Source organism: Acidobacteriota bacterium (assembly GCA_016196035.1).
In the GTDB taxonomy this organism is placed as follows: Bacteria; Acidobacteriota; Blastocatellia; order RBC074; family RBC074; genus JACPYM01.
In genome coordinates this window covers 119,339-142,474 of sequence record JACPYM010000107.1, presented here as the reverse complement: position 1 = coordinate 142,474, position 23,136 = coordinate 119,339, and the positions used below count along the sequence as shown (strand labels likewise).

Annotated in this window: 16 protein-coding genes; 13 read left to right on the top strand and 3 right to left on the bottom strand. The window is 56.0% G+C overall.

What is annotated here, in order from left to right:
* Positions 1-45: 45 nt before the first annotated feature.
* Together HY011_30380 and HY011_30375 are read right to left on the bottom strand one after the other, a co-directional pair.
* The gene (locus HY011_30380; protein MBI3427257.1) at positions 46-1,323 is read right to left on the bottom strand and encodes an efflux RND transporter periplasmic adaptor subunit; all 1,278 of its coding nucleotides are present in this window, start codon (positions 1,321-1,323) and stop codon (positions 46-48) included.
* Between the two features lie 67 nt (positions 1,324-1,390).
* On the bottom strand, positions 1,391-2,056 hold the full coding sequence (locus HY011_30375; GenBank protein MBI3427256.1) for a TetR/AcrR family transcriptional regulator: 666 nt from the start codon (positions 2,054-2,056) through the stop codon (positions 1,391-1,393).
* 351 nt (positions 2,057-2,407) lie between these two features.
* On the opposite strand from HY011_30375, the gene HY011_30370 reads away from it, so the two are divergent.
* The 13 genes from HY011_30370 to HY011_30310 all read left to right on the top strand — a co-directional run bounded on the left by HY011_30370 (position 2,408) and on the right by HY011_30310 (position 21,530).
* Positions 2,408-3,379, top strand: a complete 972-nt coding sequence (locus HY011_30370; protein MBI3427255.1) for a VOC family protein — start codon at positions 2,408-2,410, stop codon at positions 3,377-3,379.
* Positions 3,380-3,926: 547 nt separating this feature from the next.
* The gene (locus HY011_30365) at positions 3,927-5,894 is read left to right on the top strand and encodes a putative Ig domain-containing protein (GenBank protein ID MBI3427254.1); all 1,968 of its coding nucleotides are present in this window, start codon (positions 3,927-3,929) and stop codon (positions 5,892-5,894) included.
* Between the two features lie 474 nt (positions 5,895-6,368).
* Complete coding sequence (locus tag HY011_30360; GenBank protein MBI3427253.1) at positions 6,369-6,620, top strand: redoxin domain-containing protein; 252 nt, start codon at positions 6,369-6,371, stop codon at positions 6,618-6,620.
* A gap of 27 nt (positions 6,621-6,647) precedes the next feature.
* Entirely contained in the window at positions 6,648-6,977 is a 330-nt protein-coding gene (locus HY011_30355; GenBank protein ID MBI3427252.1) for a peroxiredoxin family protein, read from the top strand.
* A 158-nt stretch (positions 6,978-7,135) separates the two neighbouring features.
* On the top strand, positions 7,136-8,878 hold the full coding sequence (locus tag HY011_30350) for a hypothetical protein (GenBank protein ID MBI3427251.1): 1,743 nt from the start codon (positions 7,136-7,138) through the stop codon (positions 8,876-8,878).
* Positions 8,879-9,244: 366 nt separating this feature from the next.
* Positions 9,245-9,859, top strand: coding sequence for a hypothetical protein (locus tag HY011_30345; GenBank protein MBI3427250.1), 615 nt, complete (start codon positions 9,245-9,247; stop codon positions 9,857-9,859).
* Between the two features lie 3 nt (positions 9,860-9,862).
* Positions 9,863-10,021: a hypothetical protein gene (locus tag HY011_30340; GenBank protein MBI3427249.1), complete on the top strand. Its 159-nt coding sequence runs from the start codon at positions 9,863-9,865 to the stop codon at positions 10,019-10,021.
* Between the two features lie 24 nt (positions 10,022-10,045).
* The gene (locus HY011_30335; GenBank protein ID MBI3427248.1) at positions 10,046-11,125 is read left to right on the top strand and encodes a histidine kinase; all 1,080 of its coding nucleotides are present in this window, start codon (positions 10,046-10,048) and stop codon (positions 11,123-11,125) included.
* A gap of 3 nt (positions 11,126-11,128) precedes the next feature.
* Positions 11,129-11,425, top strand: a complete 297-nt coding sequence (locus HY011_30330; GenBank protein MBI3427247.1) for a hypothetical protein — start codon at positions 11,129-11,131, stop codon at positions 11,423-11,425.
* A 217-nt stretch (positions 11,426-11,642) separates the two neighbouring features.
* Entirely contained in the window at positions 11,643-14,651 is a 3,009-nt protein-coding gene (locus tag HY011_30325) for a HEAT repeat domain-containing protein (GenBank protein MBI3427246.1), read from the top strand.
* A 35-nt stretch (positions 14,652-14,686) separates the two neighbouring features.
* Complete coding sequence (locus tag HY011_30320; GenBank protein ID MBI3427245.1) at positions 14,687-19,168, top strand: hypothetical protein; 4,482 nt, start codon at positions 14,687-14,689, stop codon at positions 19,166-19,168.
* A gap of 21 nt (positions 19,169-19,189) precedes the next feature.
* On the top strand, positions 19,190-20,674 hold the full coding sequence (locus HY011_30315; GenBank protein ID MBI3427244.1) for an AAA family ATPase: 1,485 nt from the start codon (positions 19,190-19,192) through the stop codon (positions 20,672-20,674).
* A 247-nt stretch (positions 20,675-20,921) separates the two neighbouring features.
* Positions 20,922-21,530, top strand: coding sequence for a LytTR family transcriptional regulator DNA-binding domain-containing protein (locus HY011_30310; protein ID MBI3427243.1), 609 nt, complete (start codon positions 20,922-20,924; stop codon positions 21,528-21,530).
* A gap of 44 nt (positions 21,531-21,574) precedes the next feature.
* On the opposite strand, the gene HY011_30305 is transcribed toward HY011_30310, so the two are convergent.
* The gene (locus HY011_30305) at positions 21,575-23,131 is read right to left on the bottom strand and encodes a response regulator (protein ID MBI3427242.1); all 1,557 of its coding nucleotides are present in this window, start codon (positions 23,129-23,131) and stop codon (positions 21,575-21,577) included.
* Positions 23,132-23,136 lie beyond the last annotated feature (5 nt).

The following is a 23,136-nucleotide window of genomic DNA, read 5'->3' as shown; positions in this document are numbered from 1 at the left end:
CCTGCTGATTCCTAGCCTTGTTTCAGGCTTTCTTCATCGTTCGTCTTATTTCGTGCTGACGGCGCTGCCGGTTTGCAACCGATCCAGGTTGCTGGTGGCGAGCGTCGCGCCGTTGCTGACGCCTTCTTTGATTTCGATCAGGTCGCCGTCAGTGACACCCAGCTTGACGATCTTTTCTTCGGCCTTGCCGTTGGCGATTACGAATACTTTGGTGAGGCCCGCGACGGTGGCGACCGCTTTGCTGGGCACCAAAATCGCGGGCGCGTTGGGCACCGTGATCAGCGAAGATTTGGCGAACATGCCGGGGCGCAGCAAATTGCCGGGATTGGCGACTTGCGCTTCGACGGTCAGCGCGCGTGTTTGCTCATTCAACGACGGGCCGATGCGCACGATGCGCCCGGTGAAGGTGCGATTGGGGAAGGACTCTACGGTGACCGTCATCTGCTGACCCGTGCGCACGCTGGCGGCGGACGCTTCGGGAATGTCGGCGCGCAAGCGCAGCGGATTGATTTTGACCAGCGTGACGATGCGGCCATTGACGGGCAGATAAGCGCCGCGCGCCGTGTGCTTCTCTTTGACCGCGCCGCTGATGGGGGCGCGCACGACCGTGTCCGCCAGCGCTTTCTTCGCCAGATTCAACGCCGACCGCTGCTGCTCGACGACGGCGAGTTGTTGATTGACCGCATCAATCGCGGCCTGATGACGCGCCTGCGCCAGATTGTTTTGCGTTTGCGCCTGATCGTAGATCGAACGCGAGACATCGCCGTTTTCAACCAGCTTGGCGGCGCGCTCCAAATCCATTTTTGTCCAATCGAGTTGGGCCTTGGCGACTTTGACATCGGCATTTTGCGTCGCGTCAAACGTTGCTCCGTCTTTCATTCCTAAGCGGGCCAGCGTTTGTTTCAACGTCGCTTCAGCCTGCTCGATTTTGAGTTTGGCATCGCGCTGATCAATCGTGGCAATGACCTGACCCGCCTGCACGTAGCTGCCAAAATCCACATTCAGTTGCGCCAGTTCGCCGGGGGCTTGCGCGGCGACGACGACCTCTTCGTCGGCGGTGAAGGAGCCGACGACGTCAACGCCGCGTTGCAGGTTGCGCATGATGGCGGTGGCCGTCGTGACTTCGACCGGTGGCACGGCAGTCGGCGCCGCTTCGGCCTTGCCGGTGGTTTTACCGGCGGCTTCAGCGATGGGTTCGGCGCCGCTTTCGGCCTTGCGGCTGCATGCGCTGGCATAGAACGCCAGCGCCAGGGCCGCCAAGAGCAGCGCGAAATGCGCGAGGGAGTGTATGAAAGTTCGGTTGAGAGCTTGCTCGTTCTTCATTGCTGTTCCTTCTCCAGAGATTCCCACGATGTGGAGCCTGTTTCTTTATTCGTCAATGTCGCCGTCGCTAGCGTTTCGGCTCTGCGGTCTGCCGGATGCCGGCCAGAAACATCTCGGCGTATTTTTCGGCGAGATGCCGGTTGTTCTGCGGCACGGTGTCGTGCCCGTCAAAGTCAAAAAACTTGCGATGCATCACCTGATTGATGAGCATCCCCATAAAGCCGCGCACGGCCAGCAGCGGATTGACGCGGCGAAACGCGCCATCGGCGATGCGCTGTTTGACGTAATCGGCCAACTGGCGGTGCTTGCGCGAAATATGATTGCGAAAAATCATTTCAGCCAATTCGTGCTTTTCCAACGCGCTATACAACAGCAGCCGGATGGCGGTGTCGTCGTGCTCGTGGAATTCGAGCAGATGAAAGGCCAGGTGCGTGAAAACGCGGTGATCGTCCTTGGCCTGCATGGCTTCATCCAAGCCCTGCTGAATCGCCTGTATCTCCACGGAGCAGGCCTTGCGATCCATAATCGCGGTGTACAACTCGCGTTTGGTCGCAAAGTGCCGAAAGATAATCGCCTCATTCACCCCGGCGGCGAGGGCGATTTCTTTGGTCGTGGTGCCGCGAAAGCCCTTTTGCGAAAAAAGCCGGACGGCCACCTCAATGATCTGCTGGCGGCGGTCTTCGGCGGCCATGCGGGCCACGTTGGGTTTTTCAAGTTCGTGTTTGGGCGTCATGCGCGTTTTTCAATCACCTCAGTCCTGACGGAGTCAATCGTAAGTAAGTATGTACTTACTTACCACACGCCACGCGGGCGGCGCAAGCTAAAATTGTAAGTGGGCACTTACTTGTTGGCTGAAGGGGGGGCGCTGGCTGGCAATAATTGGCGGCGGCGTTTATGCTCGGCCCGTCAAACAGCACGGGCCGCAGTTACGCCACAGTATCGCTTTCAAAAATTCGAAATTTAGAGCGCTGTCACTCCGCGCGAGATGGTTGTCGCGCGGCTTTTGCGGTGATCACGCCACCGCCTTGCTTTGACTGTTGTGGTTGCAGCTTGCGGCTGACCTAAACACCCAAACGGAGCAAAGATGGTATCCCCCAAGCTTAAAAAGATGCTCTTACTTGGTTTGGCAATTGATGTGTTGGTGTTGGCTGGTGGTTATTTGTATGCCGAACTGGATTTCAAGGCCCCTTTACAACCGGTGGCGGAGTTGCATCCGACGCCCTTGCGGTTGGGGCACGTCGTGTTCAATGTGCGCGACCTGCCAGAGGCGTTGCAGACTTATCGGGAAAACGGCTTCACCGTGAGCCAGGGCGGCGCGGCTGGCAATGGCCTCAGCGAAAGCGCCTTCATCTATTTTGGCGATAATACCTATCTGGAGTTGCGAGCGTACCGGGCCGGGCCGAAACTCAGCGCGGCCCGCTGGCTGCGTCAGTTTGGGTTGTACAAGCTGTTCGGCGGCCAATCGTTGCACAAACTGATGCACGAGGTGGATGTTTATGAAGACTGGGAATCCGTCGTTTTCCAAGCGCGCGATTTGACGGGTTGCCGCCGCGCACTGCTTGAAAACGGCCTGCTTGTTTCGGAACTCTTGCCCGAAGAAAGGCGCGGCGCTCAAGGCGAATTGATCACGCGGAATTTGCTGGTGCCGCTGCACCCCCTCTTGCCGCTGGTCTGTTCGCCTGACGATGCCGACAAAGGCTTTGACGCGAGCGCTCGCAGCCACGCCAACGGCGCGACCCAAATCAAAGAAGTGGTGCTCACGGTCAGCGATTTGGCGGCAGCCGAGCCGCAATTGAAAGCCTTCTTTGGTTTTCCGCCGCAGCGTGACACTGAAGGAAAATTGCGTTTCAACCTGGGCGCGCTGACGATGACGTATCGGCAAGACGAGCAGCGTGGGTTGGCCCTTGAGCAAGTCGTGCTTGAAACCGCCGGCGCCAATCGCATGTTGGACTTTGCCCACGGGCGCTTCAAACTCGAAAACACTGAACTCAGCCGCAAAGAAAACCGCTCCAAGTCACCGGAGCGCGCGCGTGAACAAGCGGAGACGCCGCACTGAAAGCGATTTGATTCGGCTTGGTGCTTACGAGCGTTATTACTGGGTTCCCGGTTGATTGAAACGCGTGGTAAGACAACTCAGACACTTGCCTTATCACCTGCGCTGACCTCGACTCACGCCACTGATGCGAGTGAAAAAAACAGTCTGGGGTGCAAATTTTTCCGCTGGCGCAAACCGCCGAACTGCTTTACCCTGCCGCCATCGCAGAACCCACGAGTTTTCAGGTGACAGGTATAGGTGATTGGGTTTAGGTGTGAAAACGCTTGGGAATTTGTGCCAGCCGCGTTGTTACCCACATTGATTGCCCTCGTTCTTGCTCCTCACGCAACCCTTCGATCTTTAGAGAGGAAATGATGATGCAGCACCAGCTTCGGGCTTGGGGGCGTTGAGCCTGCCAGCCAAGGCGTCTCTGCTCAGCCGGTGACTGAGCCTGTCGTGATGCGTCAGCTTCAAACTCTATCCACGTTGAAACCATCCACCATGCTACAGCACAGGCAGGCGCGAGCCTGCGTTGCAGCGCAGTGAAAATTCTCAAGAGGTAGTACCAATGCAAAATCGTCTCTTTACGTTGTTGTTCACATGCATTCTGTTCGCGCTCACCGCGCCTTTCGCCCAAGCCGCCGTTTATGAAGTCGGGCCGGGCAAGCCTTACGCCAGCATCGGCGCGGTGCCGTGGGAATCGCTGTTGGCAGGTGACACGGTGCTGATTTATTGGCGCGCGACGCCGTACCAAGAAAAATGGGTAATCTGCCGCCAGGGCACCGCCGCCGCGCCGATCATCGTGCGCGGCGTGCCCGATGCCGCGACCGGTGCCTTGCCCATCATTGACGGCAACGGCGCGACCACGCGCAGTGCGCTGAGTTATTGGAACGAGAACCGTTCGATCATCAAGATCGGCGGAGCCAGCGTGCCCGCCGACACGACGCCGCGTTACATCACCATCGAGAATCTGGACATTCGCAGCGGGCGTCCGCCTTACACCTACACCTCGACCAGCGGCGCGACGCAAAGTTACGTCAATAACGCCGCCACGATTTACATCGAGAAGGGCGAGAACATCACCGTCCGCAACTGCATCCTGCACGACAGCGGCAACGGCTTTTTTGTGGCATCGAGCGATGCGCTGGCCTCGCGCGACATCCTGGTCGAGGGCAACTACATTTACGACAACGGCAACGTGAATAGCATCTACGAACACAACGCCTACACCGCCGCCATCGGCATCACCTATCAATACAACCGCTTTGGCCCGCTGCGCACCGGCTGTCTGGGCAATAATCTGAAAGACCGTTCGGCGGGGCAGGTCGTGCGTTACAACTGGATCGAAGGCGGCAACCGCCAACTCGATCTGACCGATGGCGAAGACAGCGTGCTGATTCGCAACGATCCGCGTTACCGCACGACGCACGTTTACGGCAATGTGTTGATTGAACCCGACGCGGCGGGCAATCGGCAGCTCACGCATTACGGCGGCGACAGTGGCACGACGGCCAATTACCGCAAGGGTGTGCTGTATTTTTACAACAACACGATCATCTCGACGCGCACCGACCGCACGACGCTCTTTCGCCTTTCGACGAACGAAGAGCGTTGCGAGGCGCGCAACAACATCTTTTACGCGACGGCGGCGGGCAACACCGTCTCGCTGCTGGACGACAGCGGCGTGCTTGATTTGCTTTATAACTGGTTCAAGCCGGGCCGCGTGATTTCGTTCGGCACGTTCACCGGCACTGTGAATGACAACAACACTTCGGTCACTGGCAGCGCGCCGGGCTTCGTGAATGAAGCCGGGCAGGATTACAGGCTGGCCGTCGGCTCAGCTTGCATCAATGCGGGCGTAGCATTGAATGCGGCGGTGCTGCCTGCGCACAACGTCGTGTGGCAATACGTCAAACATCAAAGCAGCGAAGCGCGTCCGAATGATGGCTGGTTCGACATCGGCGCGTATGAATTGGCGGGTGCCATGCCGGCGGATTTAGTGCTGGCGACGACGAGCGTGCCTAGCGGCACAGTAGGCACGGCGTATTCGGCCACGTTCGCGGCCACAGGCGGCGTTGCGCCGTATCAGTGGTCAATCACCGTCGGCAGTTTGCCTGCGGGGCTGACGCTCAATGCGGCGACCGGCGTCATCAGCGGCACGCCCACAGCGGCAGGCACATTCAATTTCACCGCCCAAGTCGCCGATGCGCAAACCCCGGCGGATACTGCTGCACAGGCGTTTGCGCTGACCGTCAATGCGCCCGCGCCGCTAAATATCACGACCGGCAAATTACCCAACGCGCGCCAGGGCCGCAATTATGCGCAAACCTTGCAAGCCACGGGCGGACTTAAACCCTACGCCTGGTCATTGGCTGCCGGCGCCTTGCCACCAGGGCTGGCGCTCAATGCGACCACGGGTGTCATCAGCGGCACGGCGACGACGCGCGGCACGTGGAGCTTCACCGTGCGCGTGCAGGATGCGCAAACACCGGCGGCCATTGATACACAAGCGCTGTCGTTGACGGTGGTGCGCTGAGGCCCCGCGTGGCGCAAATGGCAAGCCTAGATCGGTTTTTACTTCCGTGTACGGGAAAACCACTGAACGGCGGGGCGGTACCGCGCGCGTGAGCAAGCGGCGCGTCAAATGAGGCGAATTGGCAGCAGGGCAGCGCCTCCGCTTGCTCGCGCGCGCGGTACCGCACCCCCACGCTGCCCGTACACGCATCTAATAAAGCCGCTGCTGCGCGATGCGTTGGACGGTTGCGATTAAGCTCGCGCCTGACTCCTGACTCCTGACTCCCGATTCCTGATCATTGAAAATCACCGCAATTTTCGGTCATCAGGAATCAGGAGTCAGGAGTCAGGCATCAGCGAAGTCCTGTGCCTTTTACCGTCCGGCGTGATCCGGTAAACGAGACGAACATCCGGCACGTAATCCCGCCTACAGACGCACCTGTTTCAGCCTGCTAAGATCGGCGCGTTTTTCAATTCAACTTTTGGAGGAATCTGTATGACGTACATTCGTTGGGTCGTGCTGCTGTGTGTCTTGCTCGGTGGTTTGAGCCTAGCTACGGCCAATGCGCAAGTGAAAGCAGGGCCGCAAGACGGCGCCGGTTTGCCGCCCGCCGATTTGCAGCGCATCAAAGTCGGCGACGCCGCGCCCGATTTCGTGTTGGAAGATCAGGACGGCAAACCCGTCCAGCTTTCAACCTATCGCGGCAAAAAGTCGGTGGTGCTGGTGTTCTATCGTGGCTATTGGTGACCGTGGTGTGCTGCTCAGCTTGGCAAGCTGAAATCCGTTGTAGATGAAAGTTACCGCGACAAGGTCGAAATCCTGGCCGTTAGCGTAGACCCGCACGACAAGGCGCATTTCCTGCGTGACAAACTCAAAGATCAGCCCGGCGTCAATTTTCCGATGCTTTCCGACGCCGACCACCGTGTAATTGATCGTTACGGCTTATTGAATGCAGGCTCCAAGCGTCCCCTCCCGCATCCGGCGACCTATGTGATTGACCGTGACGGCAAGGTGCGTTGGCGTTTTGTCGAGGTGGATTACAAAGTGCGCCCATCGAATGAAGATGTATTGCGTGAACTCGGCAAAGTAGAAAAGGCGAAATAAAACTCGATTGTTTGGCGATACAGCGAGTGGCAGTTGGCAGTTGGCAGTTGTTGATTTGAAGCGACCATCCGTTGGCGATGCTAATAACCGGATGAGACAAAATATCAAAAGCAAGTAACTGCCAACCGCCAACTGCCAACTTTCCGTAAAGGAACTGTATGCGTCAAACAACAAACTTCATTCAACTCGCCTTGATCGTCGCGTTGCTGGCAATCACTGCTGCCGCGCAAGCTCCCTCCAATTGGCAGTGGCGCAATCTCACGCCCGCGTCGGGAGATAAGCCCGAAGCGCGCCGCAATGGCGTCGCGGTTTACGATCCAATCGGCAAACGCGTCATCATCTTTGGCGGGTCGGGCGACAACGGCCCGCTCAATGACACCTGGGCCTTCAGTTTGGAAACGCGCGCTTGGGCCAAGCTGTCAACCGTCGGTACGCCGCCGCCGCCACGCTTCGCTTTTGACGGCGTTTATGATCCGGCGGGCCAGCAACTGGTCGTTTATGCGGGGCAGGGCAGCGGCTTTTTCAACGATACGTGGACGCTCAATCTGACGACGCTGCAATGGCGCGATGTCTCGCCCGCCGCTGACAGCGCGCGCCCGAAGAAGCGTTATGGCTCGGCGGGCATCTTCGATCCGGTTTCGCGCAGCCTGGTTTCATTCGCGGGGTTTACTTCCGAAGCGGGCCGCTTCAATGACTCACAAAGTTTCAGCCTCGCCAACAATGCCTGGCAGGATTGGTCGCCCAACGGGACGCGCCCGCAAATCCGTTGCCTGTTGACCGGCGCGTATGACCGCGCGAATCGGCGCATGATTATTTACGGCGGCCAACGCAACGGCCCGCTCGATGACATTTGGGCTTTTGATTTGGCAACACGTGCCTGGACGGAATTGACGCCCGCGCAGCGTCCGGCGGGTCGCTGGTTCGCCAGTAGTTTTGTGGACAAAGACAACCGCTTCATTCTCTTTGGCGGTTTTACCAGCAACGGCAACTCGGATGAGTTGTGGCAATTCGATCTGAGCACCCGGCAATGGACGCCGTTGTCAGCGGGCGCTGGCCCCGCCGCGCGTAATGGCGCAATGGCGGCTTACATCGAGGCCGAAGATCGTTGGCTGCTCATTGGCGGCACGGGCAATGCGCTTTATAACGACGTTTGGGAATTGCGCCGCGCCACCGCGCCCGCCGCCGTCACGACAGTTTCCGCCGCCAGTTTCATCGGGCAACAACTCGCACCTGAATCCATCATCGCGGCGTTCGGCGCAAATCTGGCAACGGCCACGCAAAGCGCGACGACCGCGACATTGCCGACCGTGCTCGCGGGCGCTTCAGTGCGCGTCAAAGACAGCGCGGGCAGCGAACGCAATGCGCCGCTCTTTTTCGTCTCGCCCACGCAACTCAACGCTTTGATCCCGGCGGGCACAGCGCCCGGCGCGGCGACACTCAATGTGTACAACGGCGCTGACCTCGTGGCAACTGGCCCGCTGACAATCGCCGCCGTCGCGCCCAGCATTTTCTCGGCGAACGCCAGTGGCGCGGGTGTGGCCGCCGCAGTCGTCTTCCGGCTCAAGCCCGACGGCGCGCAAAGCGTCGAACCCGTGGCCGAATGGAACGCGGCGCTCAATCGCTTCGTAGCCGCGCCGATTGATGTGAGCGCAGAGCAAGAGCAGGTTTACTTGATCCTGTTCGGCACGGGCTTCCGCTATCACACAGGTCTGGCGAACGTGAGCGCGCGCGTCGGCGGCGTCGAAGTCCCGCTCAATTTCGCGGGCGCGCAAGGCAGCTTGGCCGGGCTGGATCAAGCCAACATCCGCCTGCCGCGCACGCTGGCCGGACGCGGCGTCGTGAATGTCGAATTGCGGGTGGAGGGCAAGGCGGCCAACGTCGTCGAAGCGCAAATTCGCTAGCGGTTTCTTGCGGAACGAAACAAACCTGATCCCTCCCAAAGCGTCGCGCAGTGTTCATGAACAAGGACGTTTTTGGAGGAACGTGTGACTCGCACGGGTGTAGCGCAACCTGCCGAGGTTGCGTGGTGTCGCAAGTGAAGCCCTGGCCGTAGCTGCGACGTAGCACACCCTCGGCAGGTTGTGCTACGCACGCCAAAGCGTCCGTTTTCCCCTGCGCAAAACCATGCCACGCTGCGCCCACGGGCTGACCACCGTTCAGCCGAAATTTCCTACCGCTCCCCGGAAAGCCTCAACCCAGCCGCGCCGCGCTGACGTATCGTCGGCTGTGCAAGCGACAACTCAACAATTTCTTGGGAGGGAAAAGAAATGAACACCATTCGATCACGGAACCAACTGCTCAAACTGGCCGTCAGCGCTGCGCTGCTGGCATCTATTGCGTGGCCTTTGTTCGCCAGCCGCTTCGTGCAACCGGCTGCCGCGCAAAACCAGGCGCAACCGAAAGCTGCGCCGCCCGCCAATGCCGAACGCTTCGATTTGCAGGTGCGCGAGGATTTTTTTGCTGGGATGGCGGGCGATCAAGCGCGTTTCGAAAAGGCCATGAAGCTGTGCGAAGAGATGCTGGCGCAAGACCCGAAACACGCCGAAGCATTGGTCTGGCACGGCGGCGGTTTGCTCAGGTATGCGGGCTGGGCTTTCGGCAAAGGCGAGCTGCAACAAGGCAGCGAACTTTGTGAGCGCGGCGAAAAGGAATTGAATGAAGGCGTGGCGCTCGCACCCAATAGCGTGTCCACACGCATCCCACGCGGCGCGATGTTGCTGGAAACTTCCAAGTATGTGCCCGTGCCCGTGCAGGCCAAGGCCTTGCTGGAAACCGCCGTGCAGGATTACGAAAAGACGCTGGCCTTGCAGCAAGCCTACTTTGAAAAACTCGGCAAACATGCGCGCGGCGAATTGCTGTGGGGTTTGGCCAGCGGCTGGTAACGGTTGGGCGATCACGCCAAGGCCAGCGCTTACGCGCGACGCATCGTCAGCGAACTTGGCGGCACGGCTTATGTCACGCGCGCGCAAGGCTTGCTGGACAATCAACCGTTACCGCAACCGAATCGCAACGTGCCGTCGTGCATCGGTTGCCACGCGCATTAACACCTGGCTGAAATGGAGGAACGTATGTTGCTCGACACAACAGTAAAACAAAATTTGAGGGCGGCAGACAACAGCGGCGTGCTTAGCCAAGTGCGCGTTACTGCGTTGCGCAAAAGCTACGGCGAGACGCGCGCGGTGGATGGCGTCAGCTTTGAGGTGCGGCAGGGCGAAGTCTTCGGCTTGTTGGGGCCGAATGGCGCGGGTAAGACCTCGACGGTCGAGATGATCGAAAGGTTGCGCGGGCGCGATGGCGGTGAGATCCGCCTGTGTGGCTTCGACCCGGCCACACAGGCGGATGAAGTGAGACAGCGCCTGGGCGTGACGTTGCAGGTGACGGCTTTGCCCGACAAGATTGAGGTGCGCGAGGCCTTGACGCTGTTCGCCAGCTTCTATCGCCAAAGCATTGGGGTGGATGAATTGCTGGCGCTGGTGGTGTTGGAAGAAAAGGCCGCGAGCCGCTTCGATCAATTGTCGGGCGGGCAGCAGCAGCAGCGGCTGGCGGCGTTGTTTACGCAACGTCAGGTTGCGGTGTTGATACGCGCGCAACTCGCCGACGCGGAATTGGAAGCGGAATTTGGGCGGCGGCACATCAAGGCGGCGCTGGCGTTGCGCGTGAATGGCGAGTTCGCGGGCGTGCTGGCTCGCGGGCCGCGTGCTTACGGGCAGGGTTATTTGAGCGAAGAGTTGAGCGTCTTGCGCGCACTGGCAGCGCAGTTGAGCCGCGCGCTCGAAAACCAGCGGCTGCACGAGGCGCGTCGCAAGCACGCGATTGCCGAAGAGGAGTTGCGCAAACTGGTCGCGCAATCCGAACTAAAGGCCCTGCGCGCGCAGATTGATCCGCACTTCTTTTTCAACGCTTTGAATTCGGTCGCTGCGCTGATTCAACGCGCGCCACGTGCCGCCGAAGAGTTATTGGAGGACGTGGCCGAACTGTTCCGCCACGCCTTCAAACAGAAACCGGAATTCGTCACGCTGGCCGAAGAATTGGAGTTGGTCGAGACTTATCTGAAAGTCGAACGCGTGCGGCTGGGCGCCAAGCTGCAAATCAAAATGGCCGTGTTGCCCGAAACGCGGGCGATAAAAATCCCGGCGCTGACGATATAGCCGCTGATCGAAAACGCCGTTAAACATGGCCTCGAACGCACTACGCACGGCGGCGTGATAACGCTGTCGGCGGCGTTGCGTCCGGATGGTTTGAAAGTGATCGTGGCGGATACCGGCGTTGGCATTGCGCCAGCCCATTTGCCGGAAGTCTTGACGAGCGGCGTTGGTCTAGCGAATGTGAATGAACGGCTGATTGGGCTGTATGGCCAGACGGCGCGGCTGCGGATTGACAGCAGTCTGGGGCAGGGCACGCCGGTGGCGTTTACGCTTCCGTTGGTTGTGTCGCCTCTCAATTTTTAGCTTATGTCAGAACCAAAACGGCTTGCCTCACTTCAGTCTCGTGTGCATACTTCGCCTGCCCCAGATCAAGATTTATCAATCAAGCAGCATTTCAGTCACAACAAAATCCGCTGAAGCGAAATTACTTGAAGGATTCTCGAGCAGGTAGATTGATTGTATCTCGCTTGAAAATTGCTCACTGCCAAACGCAAGCGTCTGCTAGCAATAAGCCAAAACAATGGAAGACACGCACATCCTCCGCATCGTTGTTGCCTCCCCCGGCGATGTTAAAGCCGAACGCGATTGTCTGCCTAACGTGGTTGATGAACTGAATCGCGGGATAGCCGCTCTGTGCGGCTTGCAGCTTAAACTTTCACGCTGGGAAACAGACACCCACCCCGGATTTCATCGGGAAGGCCCACAGGGGCTGATTGATCCGTACCTCGAGATCGAAAATTGCGACCTCCTGATTGGCATTTTCTGGAAACGCTTCGGCACTCCTGCCAAACGGTCAAATTCCGGTACTGAGCATGAATTCAAGCTCGCTTATTCCGCCTGGGAGAAAAAAGGTAGCCCGCAAGTCTTTGTCTATTTCAACCAAAAGGCCTATACCCCAAAAAACAAGTCGGAGACCGATCAATGGGGCAAGGTGCTGGAGTTTCAGGAAAAGTTTCCCAAAGACGGCTTGTGGTGGGGCTACAAAGGGAAAGCCGAATTCGAGCGGCTTGTCCGACAGCATTTGACCAATTACCTGCCTGGTCTTGTGGTCCCGAGTAACGCAGCCAAAACCGCAACGCTTACGCCCGAGCCCGCATCGTCTCGCTTAGAAAACTACAAAAATTACCTGAACGGGCAGCTTAACCGGGTGCAGTTCTTTGATGGAAAGTCATATGGATTGGAACGGGTTTTCGTCAAACCCATGCTCAGCCTCAGCCTTGCACCTTCTCGCATGCAGGTGCGGGCCAATGTACACAGTAATTCAACCGATCCACCTCCACAGCGGCAGTTGCTCCAAGTGGATGAATTATTCAATATTCACAGGCAAGCCGTGATTACCGGTGGACCAGGGGCGGGCAAGTCAACGTTGTTGCGTTACCTGGCTTGCCAGGCGCTCAAAGGCCCAGACAGCTTCCCTGTTTTTCTCGAACTGAAAAACGTGACGGCCCGGAACTTTGCCGCCGCGCGCGAGGAGTTGGTCGAATTACTTTTCGAGCACACCATCGCGCGCCCGCTGCAACTTTCCGAAGCGGAAAAAACGGAGCTTTGCGCGGAGTTTCATACGCACCTAAGGAATGGGCGCGTCGTGATCTTTCTGGATGGTCTGGATGAAGTCAGCGGCACGGATTTCTTTCCGAACTTGCGCGCCGCGATCACACGCTTTCTGCAATCGGTTTATGGGCACAATCGGCTGTTCGTCAGCACCCGACCCTACGCACAGCTTTCGTCTTCGGACGAACTCTGGCAACTAGAGATCGTCCCCTTCGAGGCGGAACAGATCAGCAATTTCCTCCGGCATTATCAGCGTGACACCGCTGAGGTGACACGGTTACAGGAGGTTTTGGCGCGCCACCCCGAATTGCGCGAATTGGCGCGTGTTCCTGCGTTGCTTGGTTTCATCGCAGGGCTTTATCGCGTGCCGGGTTCCAGCGGACAAGCTACTGAATGGGATCGGCTTACGCTTTACCACGAAATCGTCCGCTTACTGGCGTGCACTTTCGACGAGGCCAAACAGTCAGTCGCGCGGTTCCAGGTGCCGGATCGCGGTGGCAATCTGAAACTCGACTTTCTGAAACAACTCGCCTTTGCGCGCTTGTTTGCGGCCGAAGATGTCAGCGTGTATCTCTTCAGCGATGAACTGTTGCTGGCAGCAGCCCAACGCTATTGCGCCGCCAAGGCGCCAACCGTAACACCACATCAATTGGCTGATGATGTCAAAGCCAGCGCGCTTTTGTGTCAGGCTGGACACGGTGTTTATACCTTCATCCATCCATCTCTGCAGGAATATCTGGCGGCTGCGGCGCTCTCCACTGAGGTAGGTTGGAGGCAATCTTTCTGCCGGGTTTATTTCGATCCCGTGCTGGTTGAATCGGAAGTGCTACCCATGTTTCTAGGGTTGGCCGGACCGTCTGCCCGGCCTTACGACCTGTTAGAGCAACTGCCCGAATCACTCAACTTCGTCAGGTTGCGTTTGCAGGCGCGCGGACTGGCCTACGGAGCCAGCCCCGCACCGCACCACTCAGCATGGTTGAGAGATCGGTTGTCTCGCTTGCTTGGGGGGTACAACGCGTCGGACGAGCCATACCTGCCGGCCATTCTGCGCAGTTTTTCGGGAATCACCGGGCAACTGGCTCAGCAATTTTCGGCAGCCCTAGCACCGGCGTTACGGCTGCGTAATGGAGAAGGGCTGAGCCTCTTGCTCGAATCGCTCGGCTCCATTGGGGAATTCGCTCACGCCGACTTGCCCGGGACGGCAAGTCGGCAGCGTTCCCGGCGGCTGGTGATGGATGCCGAACCTGCGCCCACAATTAACAAAGAAGCGGAAGGCGTTGAACCCGCACCAACTGACACGCGTACCGTCCCCAATCTGATTGCCGACTTGCGTCATTTGCAGAGCGACCAGCGTCTGCAAGCGGCCAACACGCTGGGCCAAAGGCGTGTTACAGCGGCTATCCCGGCTTTGTGCCAAGCCCTGACCGATGCAAACCCTTTCGTGCGGCAAAGTGTGGTCAGGGCGTTGGGTCAAATCGGGGGCGCTCAGGCTCTGTCCCAATTGTGCCGCGCCTTGGCTCATGACGATGACTCCTTCGTGTGCCGAAGGGCCGCCGCCGCACTGGGCAGTATTGGAGGAATGGCAGCACAAGCGGCTTTGCTGGCAGCCCTGCCGCGTGCGGATGTCACCATGCGCCGAACGCTTATCACCGCGCTGGGGCACTCACCTGTTGCTGAAACCGTACCCGTCCTGCTCCACGCACTCGACGGCGAAGCGCAGTGGGAAGCCGCGCAATCGCTCAACCAGATTGATCTCGTTACGTTGGCAGAAGGCTTGCTACGCGCGCTGTCGGATAAACACGATTTTGTCAGGCGTAAAGCTGCTGAGGTAATCGCTTATTACGCCGACAATGCCCGCGCGTTGGCAGCCTTGCAACGGCTTACCGAGTTTGAAGCTGACATGGCGATCAGCGCGGCAATTCAACAACTGGATTACAAACGGCAGTTGATGAACAGCTTGGTGCTAGGCCACTCTTAATCCAATTAAACGCCAGAACCATTGAAGGAACCGCTATGAACCAGTTTGAGATCCTGAAACAATTCGCAAAGCTGAATGGGAAAATTGATCTTTCGTATGAAGATCAGGGAAAAAAGAAAACCGTCAGCGGCCAATTGTTGAGAATTCAGGAATGGGGCGTCGTCATTCTGGGAGCCGAACAGGATGTCATCGCAGTTGAGGCAAAGGACATTCGAACCTTTCGGCTCGCTGGCGCTACTTCTCCAATAACTGTGATTGCGGAAATACCCGATGCGCCTGAGAAAATAGAGCAAGGAGTTCTTTTAGCCACGCATGAAAGGCCAACGGGCCCCGGTCAATCAGAAGAGTTGCCAACTCCCTTGCCTCAATCGCCTCCGGCACCAAACCCGCCTACGCCATCGGGAACAGTGCAGCCGCAGGAACCACCACCAACATCCGAAATACCGGAATATATTTTTGACCAGTTCAGCGGCCCGGTGGCAATAACATTGCCTGAACCGCGCTTTTTGCCAGATAACCCTGATCTTTACACCATGAGTGGCGATGAAAGAGAGGTTTACGCCGAACTGAACAAGTGTAAAAACAAGTATGAATATGCCACCAAAATGAAGGAATTGAATCGCATCCGCGATTTCCTGCCAGGATTAATCAGGCAGACTGGCAGCCATCGGCGTGCTGAAATATTTCTTTTATGCGGGTTACTTTCAATCAAAATCAACGATACGGAAAAAGCGCGAACACTTTTCAGTGAGGCGTTTCGATTAGGCGATGATTCCGCCTCGCTGGGGCTGGCACATCTATCAGTTCAGGAAAAAGATTGGGAGAGTGCTGCCAAATATCTTTGCCGCTTCGTGAAGCGGATGCCCGCAGACAATCCCGCGCTGCAACAGGAAATACTGCTCAATATCGGACGTTGTATAAGCAACTTATCAAACAAAGAATTACCTGGACTGGCTGCGATTACGCTGCTAGCGCAAACTCCGCTGGCCCGGCGAACGTCGCTGGCGTTGCTTGCGTTTTCGTTGCGTGAGCGCTTTCTGCCAGCCGCCAAGGTTGCATTGCAGGGGAACCTTGAGTTGGCGCGTTCCCTGGCATCCGGCTCCCCAGTTTTTGATGAAGCCGATGGTTTGGATCTCAAACATCACGAACCAGCCCTAAATCTAGCTGAGTTGACACGCGACTTAAAGAGTCAGCAACAAATACTATCTGGGCACATTTCTTCGGTTTTCCCTGACCGATGGTTTGGCTTTTTAAGCGAAGATAGCCGCCGCACAACCTATTTTTTTCGTTTCAGCAGCGTAGAGGATCAGGTTTTACGCACTCAGGTTACCCAAGGAATAGTCGGCCAAACTGTTTTATTCACCCGTGCGGTTCACGATAATGCGCCACAAGGCAGGTATGAAGCGGTGGAGCAAATCAAGCGAAAGGAGACCGGTTACACTGACTATAGTGAAGTGGTCGTACCAACTTCTTCGCCGGTCAGCCCGTTTTCAAAGCTTCCTAAAGGGTCTTCACCCTATGCAAAGGCGAAAAGAGTTGAGCAGGACGGAGATTACGAAACCGCCAAAACCTCCTTTATGGAAGAGATCAGTCAACAAGGACCGCGTTGGCTGAGCGCCGTTAAAGATCTTGCGGCACTCCACAATCGCCTGAGGGAGTTCGATGAAGGGATAGCCATTCTAGACAAGTATCGGAAATCATTTGCCAGCACCATTTCACTCGATAACCTTAAGGCTACAATTTTGCTAAAAGCCAATCGTTATGAACAGGCTGCCGGGGTTTTCTCTAAACTGAAGCGCGAAACCACCGGGGTCCCACAGCGCAACTATATACGCCAGCAAGCCTACTGCTTGTTCGCTTTGGGTAAATTCGATGAAGCTCTGGCTTTGCTTCGCGCTGCGCCGCCTGATCCCCTGACAACTGCTTTTATCGAAAAGATCAAGCAATACCGTGAACAAGGGCTTCAACCCAATCAAACACCGGAAAACAGCTACTTCGATGAGTTGATAGGTTTTTCCTCCGGTTTTTCTGCTTTCACCAAATATCTTCTTAGTACCTGTGATTTCCGGCGCGTGGATGATCGTTCAAAAGCGCGCGGCTATTACGACGAACAGGATATACAACGGCTTGAACGGCAACGCGATGCCTTGCGGGGCAGAGTCCCGAAAGAACGTGCGGAAATCAGTCTAACGATTGCGGCGATTTGCCAGGAAGCCCCAGAAGCTGCGGGTGAACGCACAGTAGTTGAAAATATGCGCCTTAGTCTCTCGCACCTTGGGGAAATGGCGCTGAATGACAGTTTCCCGCGCGATACGGCGCGCTGCTATTTTGCCGAAGCCATCGCGCTGGCCAGCACAAGAGTCCATGAACAGGATTTGACCTACTTGCTGGCGACTTATCTTTCAGCCTTACCTGCCCCCGGAGAATTACTCTCAAAAGAAGGAAGAGTTTATCTCAATACGGTACTTAAACGTTTTGACAGTGATGCCTCCGGGTGGAATCGTTTTCAGCGTGATTTCCCTTATTATGGGCGAATGTCCGACGACGCTGTGCGATTTCTGTCAACTGAACTGACAAAATCGCGCGCGCCTGCTAATTTCCTGAAGCAATACACAAATCTAAACGAAGCGCTGTACGCAGAAGAAGATCGTTGCCGACGGGAAAAATCCGCTTTGGATGCGCTGGCAGGTTCGCCGCTGAGCGTGGGAGTGTTGCAGGACATGTCCAAAACTTTGGCGGGGTGCGCGCAAAACACCCGCTTTGAATTGGACAGGTTACGACTGACCACAGTGAGCCGGGTGATGGCTGATGTCGCCAGGTATTGGCAGGATAATGATTACATTGAACGTGAGGCCAAATTTGGGCGAGTCACCACGGAACTTGACACCATCACCGAAGAGATCAGGACCAGCCCTACCAAACTCTCGGTCGAATCGCTGCTCCCGATTTGCCATCATCTCGAAAAACAGATCAAACAGAATTTCAAGGATTTCCAAGCAAATGCGAAGCCGGATTTTGAGGTGACCAACTTGCTGAAAGACGATTACTTTTTACTCAAGGATGGTTGTTTGACAGTCAGGCTAGAAATCTTCTCAAAGCCTGGTGGCGCGCCAATCGAAGCGCTGGAAGTGATCGCGGAAGAAGAAAACGGCTTAAGCGTTGAAGAGGCTGGCGTTTCACCCGAAGTGCTGCGCAGCGGGGAGCGCCGGGAAATCGAACTTAAAATCAAACCCTCAAGAGCCCAGGTCGAAGATCAGACTTTCACGCTATTGACGGTACTTCGTTATCGAACTCGCGCCGGTCAGAACGAAAGGAGCGCGGTTTACCCGATTCCGATTCGCCTTAGTCTGGCTGACTCATTCGTCCCGATTGCCAATCCGTATGGGATTTATGCGGGTGGCAAAGTAGTCGAAAAGCACGAAATGTTTTTTGGCCGCGCAGATCTGGTCAAGCGGATTGAGGAATACGTTTTGCACGGTCCGGTCGGCCAATGCTTTGTGCTATATGGACAAAAACGCTCGGGTAAGTCATCCGTCGTGCATCAGGTCGAGCAGCGAATTACTCATCCTAATCTAGCTGTTTCGTTAACGGTTGGAGCAATCAATACAGAGGCGGCTGAAAGAAGCTTTATTCAAACCTGCCTTGATTCACTCCAAATGAAGGTAGTTGACCGACTTGGCTTTAATCTGGCAACCTGGCCTTCAATGAGCGAGGTGCATGACGACCCCGTGCGCGCCTTCCGTCAAGCGGTCATGCAAACAATACGCACGCTTAAAGAGAACGGCTGGCACGAGCCACGCATCGTGTTATTGATTGATGAATTTACCTACCTGTTTGAGTACATTACCGAAAAGCTGGTTTCGCCAGGCTTTATGCGTAACTGGAAAGCCTTGCTGCAACTTAACACTTTTAGTGCTGTGGTAGTGGGGCAGGATTCGATGACGAAGTTCAAGCAGGCTTACGCGAATGAGTTCGGGGTTACTTATGACGAGCGTATTACCTACCTTTCAGAACACGATGCACTCTCGCTGGCCGTGCAGCCTATCCTGTTGGATGAAAAAACTCGTTATCGGGGAAATAAAGCGCTGCCGCGCCTACTTGAGCTAACGGCTGGGAGTCCTTTTTACCTTCAGATCATGTGTGACCGGCTGGTGCGTTACCTCAACAAAGAGAAAGCCCCGTTCATCACTGAAGCTGACATCAATAACGTTGCGCGCGAGTTGACGGTAGGCAATGACCGGTTGCCCATTGAAAGATTCGATCCTCTGATTACGGCAGCAGGCGAATCTGTCGCTGAAGCCGATAGAGAGACTTATCTCGGTTTGCTGACCGCTATTGCCAACACCTCTACGCCCTTCACGGGTGCCAATCTGGCGGATTTACCAGTGTTTGATAATCGCGACTTTTTATTGAAGGACATGACTGATCGTGATGTTATTGAATTCGATATTGCCGGACGCATGAAAATTCGCGTCGGATTGTTCGCCGAGTGGTTACGTTCAGCGCCGACTTACTAACACAAGCTCACAGGGGAATCCATGAATAATCCATTTTTAGCATATGGCAGAGTTATTCAAGGCGACAGACTGGTCGGGCGAGAGCATGAAATTGAAGAGATGCTTACCCATCTCGTGGGCGGGAGTAATATATCGCTGGTCGGATTAAACCGCGTGGGAAAAAGCTCATTAGTGGCAGAGATACTTTGCCGCTTGCGTCAAAGAAATCCTGAAATTTTGATTGTCGAACCTGATCTTGCAGGTTTGTCCACTAATACCGGGGCAGCAGATTTGTTCACCGTCATTCTTGACGCAGTAGTAGACCTTCTGAGTGAACGAGGGTTGCCATTACCTAACAGGTTTAACGAAGACATTCTGGCTTTACCCAACGACTCTTCATATCACGCCTATCATCGATGTTATCGAGGCTTGTCAAAACTACGTCAACAAGGCTTGCAGATAACCATCGTGCTTGATGAGTTTGATAAGATTCGGCATCTGAAAGAAGCTAGCGATTCCATACAGCGACTCAGGGAGTTGATTTATAACGAAGCCAAAACCGGCACCTCCGGAGTAATTATTTCCCGCCGCAGAATAAAATTAATTGAGGAACAAATTCGCGATGTCTCAACACTTGCAGGGATTTGCCACCTCTACTACTTAAAGCCACTTGACTTGAACGGAGTCAAAGCCATTGTTGCGCGTGCGGCTGGCCGGGCTGAATTATTCAATAATGAGACGGTCAGTTATGTTTATGACAGAACTGGTGGACATCCTTTCTTAGCAGAGATGATGTGTTGCCATATCTGGGACGCCAATTCCGTCAGTGAAGGCATTCTGCAAGCCAATCATGAGATTTATAGTTTCTATGAGCAGATGCGTGAGATCCTGGTTGAGGACAATTTGTTTAATCACCTAGTTGAACTTTGTGTTGGCCCACGTTGGTCAGAGCCATCCAATATCGTGCTAGAGCGTTTATTGGCCTACGGCTTGGTTAGGCAAAATCGTGAAATTTACCCGATCAGATACGAAGGCTGGTCGCAACATTTTCAAGATTATCTCGAGAAATGCGCGCGAGAGAAGCCTCCACTTGATCCTTCCACCAGTGAATTGCTCGGAAAAACCGAAAGAGCCTTGCGGGACTACATCGAAGAAATATGTGTAAGCAAGCATGGCTCTGCGTGGCTAGATACGTTGAAACAACGCTGCCCTTCCATCGAAACAATGCTGACGCAAAGCGCCCCAGAGCAGAAGCGGGAAAAAGAGCGTAGGAATTTTGGTGACGGTGCTGCTGAACGCTTGTTGGATTACCTTTACCCCATGGATTTGTGGGTCATCATCAGCGGCGCGTGGGAGTTATTCGAGGAGCCGCTGGGTAATAAAGAGAAGAGTTACTGGAGTGAACGTTTTACCCATCTCGCCAAAGTTCGCACACCGACGATGCACAGCCGTGAACATAAGCTGCGTGAGTCCGTGCTGCTAACCGCCCAAGGTTATTGCCAGGAGATTCTTGAACTCATTTCCTAGCAGGACGCTATGTGTTTTGTCTTACGAGTTTTGCTTCGAAGGTGGCGACCGCTCCCGTCCATTATTCCTTGGTCTCAGATACCTGCTGGATTAGCTGCAAAATGATACGAGTGCTGATTGTTGATGATGATCCCCTGGCGCGGCAACGAATGCGTGATCTGCTGGGCGCGCAGCGGAGGTACAGGTCATCGGCGAGGCAGAAACCGGCGCTGAGGCTGTCGAGCGCGTCGAGGCGTTGCGGCCCGATTTGTTGTTGTTGGATGTGCAGATGCCGGATGTGGACGGCTTTGGCGTGTTGCGGTTGTTGGAACCTGCCGCACTGCCGCTGGTGATTTTCGCCACGGCGCACGATCAATACGCGGTGGATGCGTTTGAGGTGAGCGCGCTGGATTACCTGCTCAAACCGGTCAGCCGGCGGCTGGCAGAGGCACTGGGCAAGGCGCGCGGGCAATTGGCGGCGTGGGAACAGGCGCGGGCGCAATTGACGAACTTTCTGCAAACGTTGCCACCGCGCGTGACGACATCTCTGCAACGGCTGCCGGTGCGCGTGCAGCAACGCATTCTGGTGCTGGGCGTGGAGCAGATCACTTCGTTGCGCGTGGATCGCGGGTTGGTCTGCGTGACGACGGCCGAAGGCGAGTTCCGGACGAAGTTCACGACGTTGGCTGAGCTTGAGCCGCAGCATGACCCGCACATCTTTCAGCGCGTGCATCGTCAGGTGCTGGTCAACCTCAATCACGTGCGCGAAATCCATCCTTACGACAACCAGACGGCGCAACTCACGCTCAGCAGCGGCCATCAGGTCAGCGTCAGCCGCAATCATTTGCCGGGACTGCGCAAGCTATTGCAGTGGTAAACGTGGCCCGCGCGGCACGGGAAGCATTCGCCATATCCCGCGAGTTACGGTGCAAGATTGACGTTGTTGGCGATGGGAATGGTGATGGTCACAGTGGTGCCCTGCTGTTGCTGCCCTTGGATTTCGAATGCGCCGCCAAACGCCAGCGCGCGTTCGCGCATGCCGACCAGCCCCAGCGATCTCCGTTGCTTTAGTTCAGCGGGGTTGATGCCTTTGCCGTTATCGCGGATGCGCATCACAAGCTGCTGCGCTTGCTGGGTGAAGTCGATGGAAACCTGGCTGGCTTGCGCGTGGCGCGCCACATTGGTCAGCGATTCCTGGCAAATGCGGAACAGGCCGATGGCGCAATCCGGCGCCAACTCAATCGCGAGCGGCAAGGGTTCTAACAGACACTGAATGCCGGAGTATTTCTGAAACTCTTCAATCTGCCATTCCAGGGCGGCCCACAAACCGAAATCATCCAGGATGGGCGGGCGCAGGTTCATGGCAATGCGGCGGGCGATTTGCAACGTTTGGTTGACCAGTTCGAGCGTCGCCGCGAGTTCTTCGGACAAGACCTGCGGATCAGGCGGAAGCTGGCGCTCGAGTCCTTTGAGCCGCAGCCGGATGGCGGTCAGCAATTGGCCGAGTTCATCGTGAATTTCATAAGAGATCGAAGCCCGTTCTTCTTCGCGCACGGTTTGCAGGTGCGCGGCCAAGCGGCGCAATTGTTCGTGCGAAGCCTGAAGTTGCTGTTCGGCCAGTTTGCGTTCGGTAATGTCTCTGAGAATGGCTTGAATGCCGGTGACAGTCTCATTCCGCCGTAGCAGATTGAAACGCCCCTCAACGTCTATGAACTGGCCCGTTTTCTTGACTAGGCGAAAGGCGCTTTCGATAGAGGGGCATTCATGATTAAGCAGGCGCTGGGTCTGCGCGATGTAAGGCAATAAATCATCAGGATGGAGCAAGGCGTCGAAGCGCAGGTGAAGCGCGGTTTCCTGCGTATAGCCGGTCAGTTCGCAAAATTTCGGATTGACGAAGCTCAACGTTTGGGTGGGCTGGATGAGCACGACCGCATCGTGCGCATTCTCGATCAGTTCACGATATTTCGCTTCCGATTCCCGGAGCTGGTTATTGAGCGCCTCCAGCTCAAACATTTTTTCTTCGAGCTTCTTAGTCAGCCGTTGGTTGTATTCATTGAGGAAGGCCGTTTCCTCCGTCACCTGGGGTGTCGGTGCGACGCGCGCTTGCAGGGCAATGTCGTTAAACACCTCTTGCAGGATGTGAATGAAAACATCAGGTTCAATCGGTTTGACGAGATACCGGATGGCCCCCAGGCTCAGGGCAAAGGCTTCGTCTTTAGGGTCGGTATAGGCGGCGGTGCAAAAGATGAAAGGAATCTCTTTCAACCGTTCATTGCTTTTGATTTTCCGGCAAAGCTGGAAGCCGTCCATCTGCGGCATGAGGATGTCCGAGATGATCAGATCAAGGCCGCCTGGCTGGGCCAAGGCCAGCGCCTCGACGCCATTGCTGGCTGTGATTACGTCATACCCATGATTGCGCAACAAAGTCTCAAACAAATAGAGCGCCATGTGGTTGTCATCACATACTAAAATCTTCATTCAAT